The sequence below is a fragment of the Psychrobacillus sp. BM2 genome (assembly GCF_048572895.1).
Taxonomy (GTDB): domain Bacteria; phylum Bacillota; class Bacilli; order Bacillales_A; family Planococcaceae; genus Psychrobacillus.
In genome coordinates, this window is the sequence record NZ_CP183878.1 from 2,575,450 (window position 1) to 2,591,399 (window position 15,950).

The 15,950-nt window shown below is 36.0% G+C and carries 16 protein-coding genes; 3 read left to right on the plus strand and 13 right to left on the minus strand.

Annotated features, from left to right (window positions below):
* The first annotated feature begins 56 nt into the window (after positions 1–56).
* Positions 57–512 (plus strand): universal stress protein, encoded by a 456-nt coding sequence (locus tag ACN6MX_RS12590; protein ID WP_419959247.1) that lies wholly within the window; start codon positions 57–59, stop codon positions 510–512.
* A gap of 146 nt (positions 513–658) precedes the next feature.
* Here the strand turns inward: ACN6MX_RS12590 and ACN6MX_RS12595 are convergent, their stop codons facing one another.
* From ACN6MX_RS12595 to sppA, 7 genes are all read right to left on the minus strand, one after another.
* Positions 659–1,192: a hypothetical protein gene (locus tag ACN6MX_RS12595; protein ID WP_419959248.1), complete on the minus strand. Its 534-nt coding sequence runs from the start codon at positions 1,190–1,192 to the stop codon at positions 659–661.
* A gap of 251 nt (positions 1,193–1,443) precedes the next feature.
* Positions 1,444–1,770 carry a hypothetical protein gene (locus tag ACN6MX_RS12600; protein WP_419959249.1) on the minus strand — a complete coding sequence of 109 codons (327 nt, stop codon included), beginning with the start codon at positions 1,768–1,770 and terminating at the stop codon, positions 1,444–1,446.
* Between the two features lie 226 nt (positions 1,771–1,996).
* The gene (locus ACN6MX_RS12605) at positions 1,997–3,187 is read right to left on the minus strand and encodes an acetate/propionate family kinase (RefSeq protein ID WP_419959250.1); all 1,191 of its coding nucleotides are present in this window, start codon (positions 3,185–3,187) and stop codon (positions 1,997–1,999) included.
* Positions 3,188–3,249: 62 nt separating this feature from the next.
* A complete protein-coding gene (locus ACN6MX_RS12610; protein WP_419959251.1) occupies positions 3,250–4,191 on the minus strand; it encodes a class I SAM-dependent methyltransferase in 942 nt (313 codons plus the stop codon).
* A 197-nt stretch (positions 4,192–4,388) separates the two neighbouring features.
* Positions 4,389–4,895, minus strand: a complete 507-nt coding sequence (tpx, locus tag ACN6MX_RS12615; protein WP_419959252.1) for a thiol peroxidase — start codon at positions 4,893–4,895, stop codon at positions 4,389–4,391.
* 34 nt (positions 4,896–4,929) lie between these two features.
* Positions 4,930–5,508, minus strand: a complete 579-nt coding sequence (locus ACN6MX_RS12620) for an RDD family protein (protein WP_419959253.1) — start codon at positions 5,506–5,508, stop codon at positions 4,930–4,932.
* A 12-nt stretch (positions 5,509–5,520) separates the two neighbouring features.
* Positions 5,521–6,534 (minus strand): signal peptide peptidase SppA, encoded by a 1,014-nt coding sequence (gene sppA / locus ACN6MX_RS12625; protein ID WP_419959254.1) that lies wholly within the window; start codon positions 6,532–6,534, stop codon positions 5,521–5,523.
* A gap of 104 nt (positions 6,535–6,638) precedes the next feature.
* Here sppA and ACN6MX_RS12630 point away from each other — a divergent pair, with 104 nt between their 5' ends.
* Positions 6,639–7,439: an NAD kinase gene (locus ACN6MX_RS12630; protein WP_419959255.1), complete on the plus strand. Its 801-nt coding sequence runs from the start codon at positions 6,639–6,641 to the stop codon at positions 7,437–7,439.
* A gap of 47 nt (positions 7,440–7,486) precedes the next feature.
* Here ACN6MX_RS12630 and rarD read toward each other — a convergent pair whose 3' ends face one another.
* The 6 genes from rarD to ezrA form a co-directional block, all read right to left on the minus strand.
* Positions 7,487–8,407 (minus strand): EamA family transporter RarD, encoded by a 921-nt coding sequence (gene rarD, locus ACN6MX_RS12635; protein ID WP_419959256.1) that lies wholly within the window; start codon positions 8,405–8,407, stop codon positions 7,487–7,489.
* Positions 8,408–8,538: 131 nt separating this feature from the next.
* Entirely contained in the window at positions 8,539–10,116 is a 1,578-nt protein-coding gene (gene mbcS / locus ACN6MX_RS12640; protein WP_419959257.1) for an acyl-CoA synthetase MbcS, read from the minus strand.
* Positions 10,117–10,543: 427 nt separating this feature from the next.
* Positions 10,544–10,747, minus strand: coding sequence for an alpha/beta-type small acid-soluble spore protein (locus ACN6MX_RS12645; RefSeq protein ID WP_211894867.1), 204 nt, complete (start codon positions 10,745–10,747; stop codon positions 10,544–10,546).
* Between the two features lie 82 nt (positions 10,748–10,829).
* A complete protein-coding gene (thiI, locus tag ACN6MX_RS12650) occupies positions 10,830–12,032 on the minus strand; it encodes a tRNA uracil 4-sulfurtransferase ThiI (protein ID WP_419959258.1) in 1,203 nt (400 codons plus the stop codon).
* Positions 12,033–12,037: 5 nt separating this feature from the next.
* Positions 12,038–13,171, minus strand: a complete 1,134-nt coding sequence (locus ACN6MX_RS12655; RefSeq protein ID WP_419959259.1) for a cysteine desulfurase family protein — start codon at positions 13,169–13,171, stop codon at positions 12,038–12,040.
* Positions 13,172–13,290: 119 nt separating this feature from the next.
* Positions 13,291–14,991 (minus strand): septation ring formation regulator EzrA, encoded by a 1,701-nt coding sequence (ezrA, locus tag ACN6MX_RS12660; protein WP_419959260.1) that lies wholly within the window; start codon positions 14,989–14,991, stop codon positions 13,291–13,293.
* Between the two features lie 150 nt (positions 14,992–15,141).
* Here ezrA and hisJ point away from each other — a divergent pair, with 150 nt between their 5' ends.
* Positions 15,142–15,939 (plus strand): histidinol-phosphatase HisJ, encoded by a 798-nt coding sequence (gene hisJ / locus ACN6MX_RS12665; protein ID WP_419959261.1) that lies wholly within the window; start codon positions 15,142–15,144, stop codon positions 15,937–15,939.
* Positions 15,940–15,950 lie beyond the last annotated feature (11 nt).

A 15,950-nucleotide genomic window follows, 5' to 3' on the forward strand; every position in this document is an offset into this window, starting at 1 on the left:
AATTATGTCTAACAATCTCGAATATTATATATATAACCAATAAGGAGGTTTTTAAAATGACATTAAAATACAATCAAATTCTAGTGGCTGTTGATGGTTCGAAAGAAGCCGAATATGCATTTAAAAAATCTGTATCTATAGCAGCACGTAACAATGCAACATTAAATCTAATCAACATTATCGATACTCGTTCATTCGCTGCAATTGAGGCGTATGACCGTTCCATTGCAGAAAGAGCTCAAACTTTTGCAGAAGATTTACTAAGTGGATATAAAAAAGAAGCACTCGCTGCTGGTGTACAAAATGTGAATGTCATAGTAGAATACGGTTCGCCAAAATCAATGATTTCAAAAGACATTGCTAAAAAAGTAGAAGCAGATCTGATTATCTGTGGTGCTACTGGTCTAAATGCAATGGAAAGATTTTTAATCGGTAGCGTATCCGAATATATCGTACGTTCTGCTTCTTGTGATGTTCTTGTAGTCCGTACTGATGAAGTACTGGATGTATAATATCATAGAATAATTTAAATGGTTGGTCGTGATTCTCTTCACGTCCAACCATTTTTTCGATTATTAGATAGAATTGCCTAGTTTTTCAGATTCTAATTTAGTTAATGTTTATAATGATTAACCATTCCTCTATATATTCTCTCCTATTACTTACTTCTTATAATCCTCTCACATATAGTTTTCGCAATCTCTAAGACAGGCAATGTCCCGTCCACAATTATGTCAGAGTTTGGTTTAATTGTTTTTAACATCTCCAGATAGCCCCTTCTTCCACGCAAAACATAGTTATCTATTTCGAACAAAATATGTTGGCTGGTGCTATCTCGAAAATCCCGAGTCAACCGCCGCGCTAAAGCAACATCCAACGGGGTATCAATAAATACAGTTAAATCAATAAATCTACTTATTAAAGAATGCTTATATGCAAATGGATAATCTAATATTATGAAGTCCAACTGTTCAGAGAGTAATATTTCCAATTCTTTTAAGAAAGGAGTTAAACCCCATTCGTCATAGTTTGCGCCATTATCTACCCAACTTATGATGTCCCCGGGACCTTCCAAATCATAGTTATCAAAGAAGAGTGCTTTAGAATTATGTAATTTTTCGTTTAATTTTTTTACTATAGTTGTTTTCCCTCCACCAGAAACGGCAGCTATAGAGATAACAAATGGTTTCATATGATCCTCCTACATGTGCTGAAATTTGCGTAATTAACTTTCCATTATGGCAAAGAATCATTTCACCTGAAAACTTATTCTGAAATAGGTCCTTTATTTATTATTAAAGCATACATAATACTAACAACATTTATCTTCACAAAGAATGCCAATACCCCCGTTAATAGAAATCACTCAGGTCATATTCAAATTCTCCTTTTCCAAACAGAACACCAGAAAATTTTGGATGTTGCCATCTTCGCTTAATCCACTTAAAAAGCATTATTCTTTTTGATTTTTGAAAAGTTAAAAATCCCCATTATCAAACAGAACATACTTAAACTCCATGCCACCCCAGCAAACCCTATTTGAAGTGAAATTTCCTCTGACGCCATTGGATGATTATAATCGAAGGAAATACCTTTAAAGAAGAAATATGCTGCAACTGAAAATAATCCAAAGTGTAACAGCATCAAAGCGTAGCCAGTACTTGTATTCTTATTTTTTAGCCAAAGGAGTAATGTAATAAGAACGGCAATTCCCATAATAATAGCGACACCGACAATTAGCATACCTTTTACTTCTTGTTCTAGTGGCATTAGAAGACCTCCTTAGTTATTCTGTCAAAGCACATAAGCTTTTTAAATTCACATTAAGAGCATCTGAGGGTATTTCATATCTCTCTTAAATTTACCTCTATCGCTTTATTATATAGCTACTTCCAAAAAGCCTGCCTTTTCTTTAAAACAAAAGGGCATAGAGTATCTTCTCTATGCCCACCTTTATATCCATTTTATTCAGTCAAGATCAAACTACAGAACACCCTCAAAGATTCGCAATTCTAACAGTATCCCTTGCTATCATAATCTCCTCGTTTGTCGGGATAACGATTACTTTCACTGGAGAATGGGGATAATTGATGAAAGTTTCTTTGCCATTTATTTTATTTAAATCTGGATCCATATACACTCCCATAAACTGGAGTCCTTTTAACACTTTTTCACGTATTACTTCACTATTCTCTCCGATTCCAGCTGTAAAAATAATAGCATCTACACCATTCATACGTGCCGCATAGGAGCCTATGTATTTATGAATTCTATTGGCAAATACATCTAGCGCCAGCTGTGCACGCTCATTTCCTTTAGCAGCTTCTCCAACGATATCTCTTAAATCACTAGAGAATCCGGAAACTCCGAGCATTCCCGATTTCTTGTTTAAAATATCTAAAACATCTTCAGCATCTTTGCCTGTTTTCTCCATCAAATAAGGGATTAAAGCAGGATCAATATTACCAGATCTTGTTCCCATTGTTACACCCGCAAGTGGCGTAAATCCCATAGATGTATCGATCGATTTACCATGATGAATAGCTGCAATACTTGCCCCATTCCCTAAGTGACAGGATATAAATCGAGTTGTCTCCAGTGGTCTATTTAATAGAACTGCAGCCCTTTGCGATACGTACTTATGTGAAGTCCCGTGAAAACCATATTTTCTAATGCCGTATTTTTCATAGTAGTCGTAAGGAATTGAGTATAGATAAGAGCTTTCTGGCATCGTTTGATGAAAAGCAGTATCAAAAACAGCTACTGCTGGAACATTTGGAAGCTTCTTTTTAAATACCTTTATACCAGTAATATTTGCTGGATTATGGAGTGGAGCTAACTCAGATAATTCTTCTAGAGTCCTTAATACTTCCTCGTTTATTAAAACAGAATCACTATAAACCTCACCACCATGTACTACTCGATGTCCAACTCCTTGGATTTCATCTAACGAATGAATCACATTCTTTTCAATAAGCATATTCATTAAAAGTATTACTGCTTGTTCGTGATTGTCTACCTGTTCAATTATATTAATTCGTTCTTTATTTGTTGTCATTGTAAAAATAGGATTACCTAGACCAATTCTTTCTATTAATCCTTTAGCAATTACCTGTTCGTCTATCATTTCAAAAACTTGGAATTTTAATGAAGAGCTTCCTGCATTTATCGCTAATATTATTGGCATAAAAAACGCTCCTTCGTTGAACTAGTACTTTAATTGTACCGTTCAAAGAAGGAGCTAGCAACTTACTTCATATTCTCTTCTTGCCAAATTTCGATCTTTTTCAAAAATAGTTCCATCGCTTCTTTGTTCATCATATTCGGAACCTTTGCTAATAGAACCTCTCTCGGTGCTTTCAAAGCATCGCTTTTCTTTTGTAATATCAAGAGGCTTTTCTCTTGTCCCTTTGTTTTGAAAATGGAATTTGGAAATTGTATGACTGCTTGAATCCAACCATTCTCTTTGATGAATTCATGAAGCTTAGGTGCCTGCTTCGATTCAAATATAGTATCTGGTACTAAAAAGAATAGATAGCCACCTGGTTTTACATGCTTCATCGACTGCTCCATAAATAAATGATGTGCATACGACATTTCCTCTGTACTGTGTAAGAAGTACTCCTGTGAGGTTTCTACATCTGGATAATATCCAACAGGTAGGTCGCTTACGACAATATCAACAGGATCGATTAAAAGAGGTTTTAAAGCATCCTGTCTAAATAATTGAATGTCATGTGTAAGGAGTTCACCAGTTTGTGCTGCCAATTGGATTAATAGTTCATCAATCTCTACACCAAATGCATAGTTTTCCGTCGGCAATGCATTCATAATCGTATACAATAAATTACCCGTTCCTAGTGCAGGGTCCAAAATAGATAATTCTTTTTTGTTCTTTGTCAATTCCTTTACAAAATAACTTACCAGTAGTCCAATAGCGTCTGGTGTCATCTGATGATTAACCTGAGCAGACTTCTTCATGCCTTTTAAGATAGCTAATTGAATGGCTTTACGAATTTCTTCTTTATCTGCATCTATAATAGACGGTCTCTTTTTATCAGACAACCAAAGTTCTAGTGCATAAACGACTCCTTCTAAATATGTTGCAGAAGCCTCATTCTCGATAAAACTGCTCTCTTGATCAATAAATGTAAAGATTTGTTCAACATGTGTGTGCATAGTATCCCTCATAGTAAAACCCACTCTAAAGCTTCAGAGTGGGCTTGCTTTTATTTTATAGACAAACAGTATATCCTTTATACCCATTATATGTCTAGCTCCAACGCCTAGCCCTTCGAGCGCTTCAGACTTGCAAATAAAGGCAAAGAACGCCTTTATTGCAATTCTTCCAACGCTTTTCAGGGCTAACATAGGCGTTTGCGCTTTTCTTAGTTTGTCAGTGCTTTTACTGCTTCTAATGCTTTTTCATAATTTGGATGATCTGTTCCTTCTCCAACATATTCAGCATAAGTTACAACATCGTTTTTATCTACTACAAATACAGAACGAGCTAATAGGCGTAATTCCTGCATAAGCACACCGTAAGATTCTCCGAATGATGCATCACGGTGGTCAGATAAAGTTTGGATAGCATCTGCAGCATTAGCCCCACACCAACGTTTTTGAGCGAAAGGTAAGTCCATTGAAATAGTTAGAATTGCTACATCGTCACCTAAACTAGCAGCCTCTGAGTTAAATTTGTTAGTTTGTGTAGAGCAAACACCGGTATCCAGGGAAGGAACTACACTGATTAAACGAATTTTACCAGCTGTATCTTGTAGAGTCACGGGTGATAAATCATTTGCAAGTACTGAAAAGTTAGGTGCCTTTTCCCCAACAACCACTTCTTTACCAACTAATGTTACAGGATTATTTTTAAATGTTACTTGTGCCATAATATGTAGCCTCCTTTTTCATACCTTCATCTTACTAGAATACGTTCGGCTCATGCAACTCTTTTGCAATAGCATTTTCATATGTTACTTTCTCTTTCAAATCATACACTGCTTCATGTACGACTAATGTATCAGCGATAAAATCATGTACACCTTGCTTTTTAGGTGTGAAAGCTACGACTAAATAAGGAATATTCAATGGAATTATAGATATTAATCGACCAATCCATTCTCTAAATATAACAGTACCCCATTTTAGCTTTTCACCGTCTTTCGATATTACACGAATGCCAAATATCATCTTTCCAACTGTCTGGCTGCATAGCTTCGTCATCAACACAAAATATACATAGAAGATAACTGCTGTGATTATCGTAAAGGGTGCATACCATTCCGGATTATTTAGCTCGAGTGACAACAAACGAAATATAGGTTTGATCAATAACATTCCAATAGATGCTAAAACGAGAATATCTACTGTATATGCCCAAAAACGAATCCAAAAGCCTGCAGCCTTCTGTCCATATTGTGCAGTACGATGAACAACTACTTGCTGGGTTGCAGAGGTGTTCCCTTGCACATGCTGCTCTTGTGATTGAACAAATTCACTCATCTAAACCCCTCCTTATTCATTCCCATATAAATACATCATTTTTGGCGAGCTATTTTCCGTGATTAACTTTCCAATAAGTTTAGATTCCATATCTAGGCCTAAGAATGACCCAGCTTTCACCGCAAATAATGAAGCAAAGCTTTGTGAGTAGCCATATTCAAATACTTCTGCTTTTTCTAATTTATAGTCCGTTTTTATAGCTTGAACCACATCCTCTAAAAAGCCATAGTCATCTGCTAATCCGGCTTCGATTGCTTGACGACCATTTAAAATTCGTCCATCAGCAACTTTCTTAACTTCCGCTTCAGTCATATTTCTACCTTTTTCGATAATATCAACGAAGTCCTCATACGAATCGTTTAACATCTCTTGAAGCATTGCTCTTTCTGCCTCTGTCATTTCTCTTGTAGGACTCATAATATCTTTGTACGGTCCCGATTTAATCGTTACAAATTCGACACCATATTTTTCTGCTAACTTACCATAGTTAACACTTTGCATGATGACACCAATGGAACCTGTCATCGTCTCTTTATTAACAAATATTTTATCTGCAGGCGCTGATATGTAGTAACCACCTGAAGCAGCCATACTCCCCATAGAAACATATATTGGTTTTTCAGTTTCTTCCTGAAGTTCAATGATTTCTTTATAAATTTGTGCCGATTCGACAACTCCACCACCTGGCGAATTTACTTGTAAAACAATAGCTTTTACGGTGTCATCCACTTTTGCTTGCTCTAATTGCTGTAGGAAGAATTGGTGGTTATACCCTTCTGCGGCAAAAAGTGAGGTTGCACTACCCGTATCTTGAATAGTCCCATCGACAGTGAGCATTGCGATTCGTTCGTTCGTACTGCCTTCTTCTAAGACGGTTTCATAAAAATCCGAGCTAGAAGCAGTAGCATATTTATCCAAATACGCTGACCAATCCGTTGAAAATGCGGTAGAGACGGTATTGACGAAAATCGAAATAAGTAATAATAATGATGCTCCTAAAATAGCAAACCAGCGTTTCATATTCATATGTACAATTCCTCCTTTAATACTTCTCTTTACATACGTAAAGAATATCTAAATGTTTCACGAAATGGTAAAATAAATATATACAATAGTAAAGGAGAATGTTTATGGCCTCCAAAAACGCAATATATTTATATACTAAGAATGACACAAAATCTCTGCAAAGAAAAGATAGAATCGCTGAAGCAATACATAGCCATGGTTTTACGGTCGTTGAAGACCCTGAGCTTGCTTCAATAATAGTTAGTATAGGGACTGATGGTTCTTTTTTACAAGCGGTCCGTAAAACAGGATTTAGACAGGATTGTTTGTATGCTGGTATTTCTACAACCGATACCCTCAGTATGTACTGTGATTTTTTAGCAGATGATATAGAATCTATGGCTGAGGCAGTCCTTACGAAGAATATTCAAGTTCGCAAGTACCCATTGCTAGAAATTTCGGTAAATAATCACCCAAAATTTTTATGTCTAAATGAATTTACGATTCGCTCGAATATTATTAAAGCATTTGTATTAGATATAATTATTGATCAGAAGCATTTTGAGTCCTTCCGAGGCGATGGCATGGTAATTTCCACTCCAACCGGTAGCTCAGGTTACAATAAATCTTTGAATGGTGCAGTGGTTGACCCTCTTCTTCCTTGTATTCAAGTTGCAGAAATTGCTTCTGTTAATAGCAATGAATATAGAACGCTAGGCTCATCCTTTATATTAAGTGGTCAGAGAACTCTAGAGCTTCGCTTGCATAAGGATTGGAATGATTATCCTTCAATGAGCACGGATAACGAAGCACTGAGTATTCAGCATGTTGAAAATGTTACTATTTGCTTGAGTGATAAAATCATCAAAACTGTTAGACTGAAGAATAATAGTTATTGGGAAAAAGTAAAAAGATCATTTTTATAATTTGAAACAGATAGTTCCGTTAAGCAACGGAGCTGTCTGTTTTTTTCTTATCTGTCCAGCTGAAGGGCGGAGTCGGCCGCTTTTTTAACTTCTATTATTTTAGAAACTGTAAACAAAATTAGCGCAACCCAGATACATGAAAATGATAGAAATTCTATTTTGCTAAATGCCTCACCGTATAACAAGATCCCTACTAATAGCATAATTGTAGGTGCTATATACTGAAAAAATCCTGACATATATAGTGGCATTGTTTTCGTTCCCTTAGCAAATAATATTAGTGGTACCGCAGTTGCAACACCTGTGAATATAAGTAAGGTAACTGTAGTCGCATTTGATGTGAAAAATACCGCTTTATCTGATACTACTAGATAGACAAAATAAATGAGCGCTACAGGTAAAACAAAAAAAGTTTCAATTGTTAATCCACGGAGTGCATCAATTTTAATACTTTTCTTTATCAGGCCGTATAAAGCAAATGTAATCGCAAGCGTAAATGCAATCCACGGAATTCCACCGTATGAAACAGTTAAAATAATTACACCAATAGCAGCAAGTAGCACAGACAACTGTTGCGCTTTTGATAATCTTTCTTTTAAAAATATAATTCCTAATAAAATGGAAAGTAATGGATTTATATAATAACCTAAGCTTGTCTGTACGATAAAACCAGCATTCACTGCATATATGTATGTAAACCAATTTCCTGTTATTAGATATGAAGCTGCAAAAAGTCCCCAGAAAGATTTTTGGTTTGCCCATAAATCCTTCAGATCTATTTTCAGTTGTTTAAAATTCCTACCTACTATTACTAGCATAAATGTAAATATAAATGACCAAATTACCCTACCTGAAAGTATTTCATCACTTGAAACATGCTCTAATAACTTCCAGTAGATTGGCATGAATCCCCATAAAACATATGCCAGTATTACAAATATGATTCCTTGTTTTTCTTCCGTTCCCAATTAGGACACCTCTTTTACTTTGTAACTCGAAATATTAAACTATTATATTGCTTTAAATCACTAAAGTAAATAAGAAAACACGGAGAGATAATTTCTCACCGTGTTTTCTGAACAAGTTTTAACTCAAAAACTTACTTTTTACTATTTTCTTTTTGTCGTAAATCTATTCTTTTAATTTTCCCAGATGCTGTTTTTGGTAATACCTCGATAAATTCAATTTCCCTTGGATATTTATAGGGAGCGGTTATTTGTTTCACATGATTTTGTAGTTCTTTTATTAAATCCTCAGAACCTTCTATAGATGCATCACGTAATACAACGAATGCTTTAACAATGCTTCCTCGTTCCGGATGTGGTGTTCCAACTACAGCGCATTCTTGCACTGCTGGATGTTTCGTTAAGGCATCTTCTACTTCAAATGGTCCAATTGTGTAACCCGAGCTAATAATAATATCGTCTCCACGACCTTCAAACCAGAAGTAACCATCCTCATCTTTTTTCGCCAGGTCACCTGTTATATAGTAGTCTCCTCTAAACTGCATGGAGGTTCTTTCAGGATCTTTTAAGTATTCTTTAAATAATGCTGGAGTTTCTAGATGGACAGCTATATCTCCAACTTCTCCTGGGGCACAAATTTGCCCTAGGTCATTGATAATTTCAACTGTATTTCCTGGCGTTGGTTTCCCCATGGATCCGGGTCTTGCTTCCATTCCCTTCATCGTTCCAACAAGTAACGTATTTTCCGTTTGGCCATAGCCATCTCGCACTTCTAGACCAAACACTCTATCGAAAGTTTCAATAACCTCTCTATTCAACGGCTCTCCTGCCGAAACAGCACTATGAAGAGAGGATAGATTATACTCGTTTAACGTATCTACTTTCGCCATGATTCGGTACTCTGTAGGCGTACAACAAAGCACATTAACTTTCTTCTCTTGTATAATTTTAAGGTAAGTTTTAGGTTCAAACTTTCCGTTATAAACATAGCCGATTGCTCCACTGCCTAATGTAGCTAAAAAGGGACTCCAAATCCACTTTTGCCACCCTGGACTTGCTGTTGCCCACACGATGTCTCCTTCTTGAATCGCCAACCAGTTTGGTCCAGAAGTGCGTAAATGTGCAAAAGCCCAGCCATGTGTATGGACAACGCCTTTAGGGTTTCCAGTCGTTCCACTTGTGTAAGAAAGGAATGCCATGTCATCCTTTAAGGTATCAATTGTTTGAAATTCATCCGACTCAGTTTTTATCTCTTCCGTCAATGAAATCCAATTGTCTTTTTTATTGCCGATTACGAATAGTAGTTGATCATCTAAGTTACGAACTTCTTCAAATTGATCAAGGAATGGTTCATAAGCAATAATTGCCTTTGCATCACTATGTGTCAATCGATATTCAATATCCTTCGCACGAAGCATTTCAGAACTCGGTATAACTACAAGACCAGCCTTTAATGCAGCTATATATATTTCATATGCTTCGATTAAACGGGGTACCATTATTAATACTACGTCCCCTTTTTGGAGACCTTTACGGGTGAACAGATTGGCAATTTTACTTGCTCTTTGAAGTAAATGTTTGTATGTACTTTTTTTCTGCTTCCCATCTTCAGATTCCCATACTAAAGCTAACTTTGCTTCATCTACTGCAAACTTTTCAAATTCAGTAACGAGGTTATAATGTTCTGGGGCTATTAAATCTTGTTTATGCATTTGACTTCCTCCTTTTCACTGTTTTAATTATAGAGGAAAATCACAAGTTTTAGTGAACAAAAGTTATAACTTTCAGATATTTTTCTACTAGAGTACTTCAAAATAAAGTTATATTCCATAAATGGTGTAATAAGACAGACAAACTTAATGTTGTGATGCATGCAAGGCCATCCCCACCTTTTCAGTGACCAATCAGCTTAAAAAAGCTAGATTACCTTCCAAAAGTGTGAAGAGAGCTGAATACGTTAGGCACGTGTGACTTTTTCGGATGCGCAACGTTCGGAAGTCTTTGCGCAACTTTGCCCTGGGTTCTCGCAACTTTGGTTGCCGTTTGCGCAACATTCACTCTGGTATGAGCAACATTTCACCATCCCAGTGTAGGTATCAAAAAAACCGATAGCCTAGGCTACCGGTTTTTTATGATTACTTATTTTTGAAATCCATTCATTTGTTGTTGGGCTTGGGCAACCAATCGCTTCGTAATTTCTCCGCCTACGGATCCGTTGGCACGCGATGATGCTTCACCACCAAGTTGTACTCCAAACTCTTGAGCGATCTCATATTTCATTTGATCTAATGCTTGTCTTACACCTGGTACTAGAAGTTGATTTGAGCTATTATTGTTTGGCATGTTCCTCACCTCCTTGTGAAATTAGATTGTTCATTTTCATCTAATTCATACACAGAGGAGAAAAGGTAATTTTTGTTAATTGTTAAAGTAGATTTGAAAAATCATTCGACTTTTTCATTGGGAACGAAAGAACTTCTCTATTTTGCACTGCTTCAGCTATTAATTCATCAAAATCCTTAAAGCTCTCATAGTATTCCACTTTTTCGAGCTTCGGTTTAGTCTTTGGACAGGATGGAGTAAAAATAGTACAACAGTCTTCATAAGGCAATATCGAAGTTTCGTACGTTCCAATTTCCCGGGCAATATCTATAATATCTAACTTGTCCATAGATATTAGTGGTCTGAAAATTGGTGTAGATGTAACAGCATTAATCGCGGTTAAGCTTTCCAGCGTCTGGCTCGCAACCTGGCCTAAGCTCTCGCCTGTCACAATTCCTAATGCTCCTATTTCTTCACGAACAAGATCGGCAATTTTCATCATTAAGCGTCTAGTAGTAGTCATTGAAACGTTTTCAGGTATTTGGGCTTGTATACTTTGTTGAATATCTGTAAAAGGTATAACATGCAATCTTACAGTTGCCCCAAAATGACTTAACTGATTGGCAAGATCCATCACTTTTTCTTTCGATCGTTCGCTCGTAAATGGGGGACTATGAAAATGTATTGCATCGAGGCGAACACCACGTTTTAAAAGCATATAACCAGCCACAGGGCTATCGATCCCACCTGATAACATTAATAAGGAACGACCATTAGAACCTAGAGGCATACCTCCTGCTCCAGGAATTACCTGTGCCATCATATACACAGCATCATTTAACACTTCAATTCGCAAATCAATTTCCGGCTTCTTCATTTGAACTTTTAAAGATGGATATTGTCTTAATACATTACTAGCTACTACGCTTTGCAGCTCATATGTGTCTAACGGGAAAAACTTATCTGAACGTTTTACGGTAACACGAAACGTTTTATCTTGGCTTTCTAGGCTGTCCATAATTTTGAGTGCAGTTGCTTGAATATCATCTAAATCTTTTGAACAGGAAGCTACAGGACTAAATGATTGAATACCAAATATTTTAGGCAGTCGCTCTATTAATGCATGAATTTCCGAATCATCCGATGATGTTAAAAACATGCGATCTCTTTCAGCTTGAATCTTTATATTAGGCAAATCCACAAACGAAAACCTTATATTATTGCGTAAATGTGATATAAATTGCTTTCTATTTTTTCCTTTGGTGGATAATTCACCATAACGTACTAATATTTTTTCCCATTTCATGCTTTTTAATCTCCTTTAATTACATTCATGACTTGCTTGAATACAATTTTAAATTGGTCTATTTCCGGTTGGGTATTAGTGGTGCTAAGACTTATGCGCAATACACCTTTTATAAAGTCATCTGAAATGTGCATAGCTTTTAACACATGACTTGTTTTCGTTTGTCTTGAAGAGCATGCACTACTAGTCGAGACAATAATATCTTGTTGCTGTAACGCATTGATCAGTACCTCTCCTTTAATCTTCTGCACAGAAAATGAAATGATATGTGGTGCTTTCTTAGCTGGAGATATTACTTTAATAAAAGGAAAAGACTGTAAGTATTCCATTAAATCATCTGACAGACTTTGTAATTTCGCAGCTTTACTATCCAAATTCTCCATAGCAAGTCTCATTGCTTTTGCTGTAGAGACCGCCAAAGGCACAGAGGTTGTACCACTGCGGATACCCAATTCCTGTCCACCACCGTATAATATCGGTTCTATTTCGATGAATCTTTTTAAAGCAAGTAATCCCGAACCTTTTAATCCATGTATTTTATGGGAAGATACTGTTATAGCATCAATATCGAAATGCTTAAAGTTAACCGGTATTTTCCCGAAACTTTGAACAGCATCCATGTGAATAAGTGCTCTGCTTTGTTCTCTAACAATTTTAGAAAGTTCTTCGATTGGTTGTATTGCTCCTGTTTCATTATTTACATGCATGACACTTACCAATACGGTATCATCTCTTAGATAATTTTCTACTGATCCTAACTTAATGATTCCTTCTTTGTCTACGGGAATCCACTCAACTTCAAATCCTTGTTCGCTCAATTTTTTAGCTGCTTCTATAATAGAAGGATGCTCTATTTCAGAAATCAGTACATGCCTTCCTCGATGCTTATATTTATGAGCAAGACCAAATATCGCTAAGTTATTGGACTCTGTTCCACCTGATGTAAAAAATATTGTTTCACTCGAAGTTTTCAGTATGTCAGCAATTTGTTCTCTAGCAGATTGTAACAATTCATTTGTCTGGTGTCCAAACGTATGAATAGAAGCCGGATTTGCCCAGAATTTTTCGTTGACTGTGACGAATGTGTTCAGTACCTCTGGATGGACTTTAGTCGTCGCACTATTATCAAAATAAATCATTTTCAATAACCCTCCTTTTCGAAAAAAAACCACCATCACATAGTGAGGTGGTTCACGTTAGTATACAAAATATGATTTTCAAACAACTACATTTCCAACTGTTTTTTAAAATCTTATGATTATGTACGCCAAGCGTCTTCTTTCACTAATGCATCAATTTTCTTTAAAGCTCCCGGTTCTACCTCTTCCACTGCAGTCGCTGCATCTTCTAATGCCTTAGAATAACGTAATTGTCTAAACGCTTCCTCTGCTTCTAATAGTCTTGCGTGAACATGTGGGTGAGTTGCACGATATCGGTTACCATATTGAATAATTTTTTCAGTTAGTAACACATTTTCTAGCATTTCTTTCGCTCTGTTATGTACTTCCTCCATACATGCCTCTGCTTTTTCTAAATAATTATCTACCAACGACATATTTAAAGGGACTTCTTGAAGGCTTTGCATTGCTACATAAATATGCTCTTCTGCTTCTTCTAAACGAACATCCATATCCTCTGGAATTCCAGGTATATTAGCTTTTTGAAGCATACGGTCAGTATCATGTAACATACTTTTTAGCTCATCTAGTTTTTCACGTGCATTATTCTCATCGATCCGAAGGTTTTTCAAACGATTTGCAAATCGATCCTGCTCTTCGTATAGTCGATCAATTCCTTCAGCGATTTCATTTAACTCTTCTTGAAGGCTTGAGTATGCTGATCGTTCTTCCTCTACCCGACTAGAAAGCAATTCATACTTTTTCTCTAATTCCTCTAGTTCTTTTAAGCAGCTTTGTGGAATTTCGGCCTCTTTTTCAGGTAGACGATAGCTCTGCTGTACATACGCTGCTTCTTCACTTACAGCACGTGTAACAGATGTAACTTCCCGTAAACGTGTACCAGTTTGTTCCTTATATTGGTCTACGTATTTTTTTGCAAGTACTTCTTTTTCCAACAAATCATAGAAGGTGTCTAATTCGTCTTTTAACTCTTCTACTCTAATAATTGTCTTACCGACATTCAGTTCAATGATTGCTTGTTTTAACTCTACAAGCTCTGCTTCTATGGAATCTAATTTTTTATTCATTTCGAGATGCTGTAAGTAATAAGAACTCTCTTCCATTTCCTTTTGCCCATTACGTAATTCATGAATAATGGCAGGAATTTTATGTTGAATTTCAGATAGTACTGTAGGAATATCATGTAATTTAGGGAAGAACTTTTGACCTTCATCTTGAACAGTGATGACAAGTTCACGTGCACTTAAATAATTCCCTGTATCCGTTAGTCTATCGAATTCTTCAAACTGTGGAATGAAGGATTCTAGCTTTTGCTCAAGCGCCTTTACTGCTTCTCCAAAGGAATACTGATGTGCAAGAAGTGTTTTTCTAGCTGCACGATGCTGCTCCTTTAGTTGCTCCATCTCGATACGATTTTTTTCTTCACTACCGATTAGATCTTCTAGTTCGTTTAAAATTTCGGACATTTTTTTATCACAAAGGGATATTAATATTTGAATTTCTTTTTCGATTTTCGTCGCTTTTGGAAATATAAATCTATCTATACTTTCTTCAGCGTCAAATAAAAGAACGTCGATTTTTGGCATATGCACATCCATTACCTCTGTCCATGCATTTCTCCATCTTTCAAACATTTCCTCTGTTTGACCATTCATATTCAATTGTTTCACTTTTGTCATTTCTTCTAAAATTGGTTTGTTTTGAATTTGATGCTTCTCATGTTCTAATCTCTCTATTTCTGCGTTATGTTTTCGTCTTATGATAAAAGCAAAAATTGCTATTACTAAAAGTATAATGACTGCTGGGATGATATACTTCATCGTAAGCCCCCTGTTCCAAATTCAAAAGTTCTATTTACAGTGTTACTCTATATCTTACCATGCTTTTTATGTTATTGTTTCATAAAACAAGAGAAAAACAATTAATTCTTAAAAAAAATTATATTTCTATAATTTGGAGGCTGATTTCTTTTGAAAAAGGATGGTCATATCCACACACCCTATTGTCCGCATGGGACAAAAGATTCTTTTCATTTGTATATTGAACAAGCGATTCAAAGTGATTTTCAGGCAATTACCTTTACAGAACATGCCCCCATGCCCTTAGGTTTTATAGATCCAACACCGAATAAGGACAGTGGGATGAGCATGAATCAACTAGAATCTTATATTTTCGAGTTACAAAAGTTGAAAAAAGAGTATAGCCAAGATATTGTTATTTCTACAGGCTTAGAAATCGATTTTATAGCTGAGTTTGAACAAAGTACTACTTCTTTCTTAAATACATATGGAAAATACTTAGATGACTCAATTTTGTCAGTTCATTTCCTAAAATACGAAGATGACTATACTTGCATTGACTACTCCAAATCTACATTTTTAGAATTTATAGATCGACTCGGAAACCCAATGTCTGTGTATAAATTGTATTATAAAACACTGGTAGATTCAATAACGAGTAATCTTGGAAATTATAAGCCAAAGAGAATTGGTCATATAACATTAGTACACAAATTCCAGCATGCCTTTATCGAAGAAGTGCAAGACCATGAAGATATAGTAGCTCTTTTGAATGAAATTAAACATCAGCAACTAGAGCTTGATGTAAATAGCGCTGGGTTTGCTAAGCCTTATTGTTTAGAAAGCTATCCCCCACTTCCTTATATAATGCTAGCGAAGGAAATGGAGATTCCACTTGTATTTGGATCAGATGCACATCAAGCAAAGGATCTACATCAGTTTTACAATGAAATAAGTACTTTATTATAGAATGGAGACAA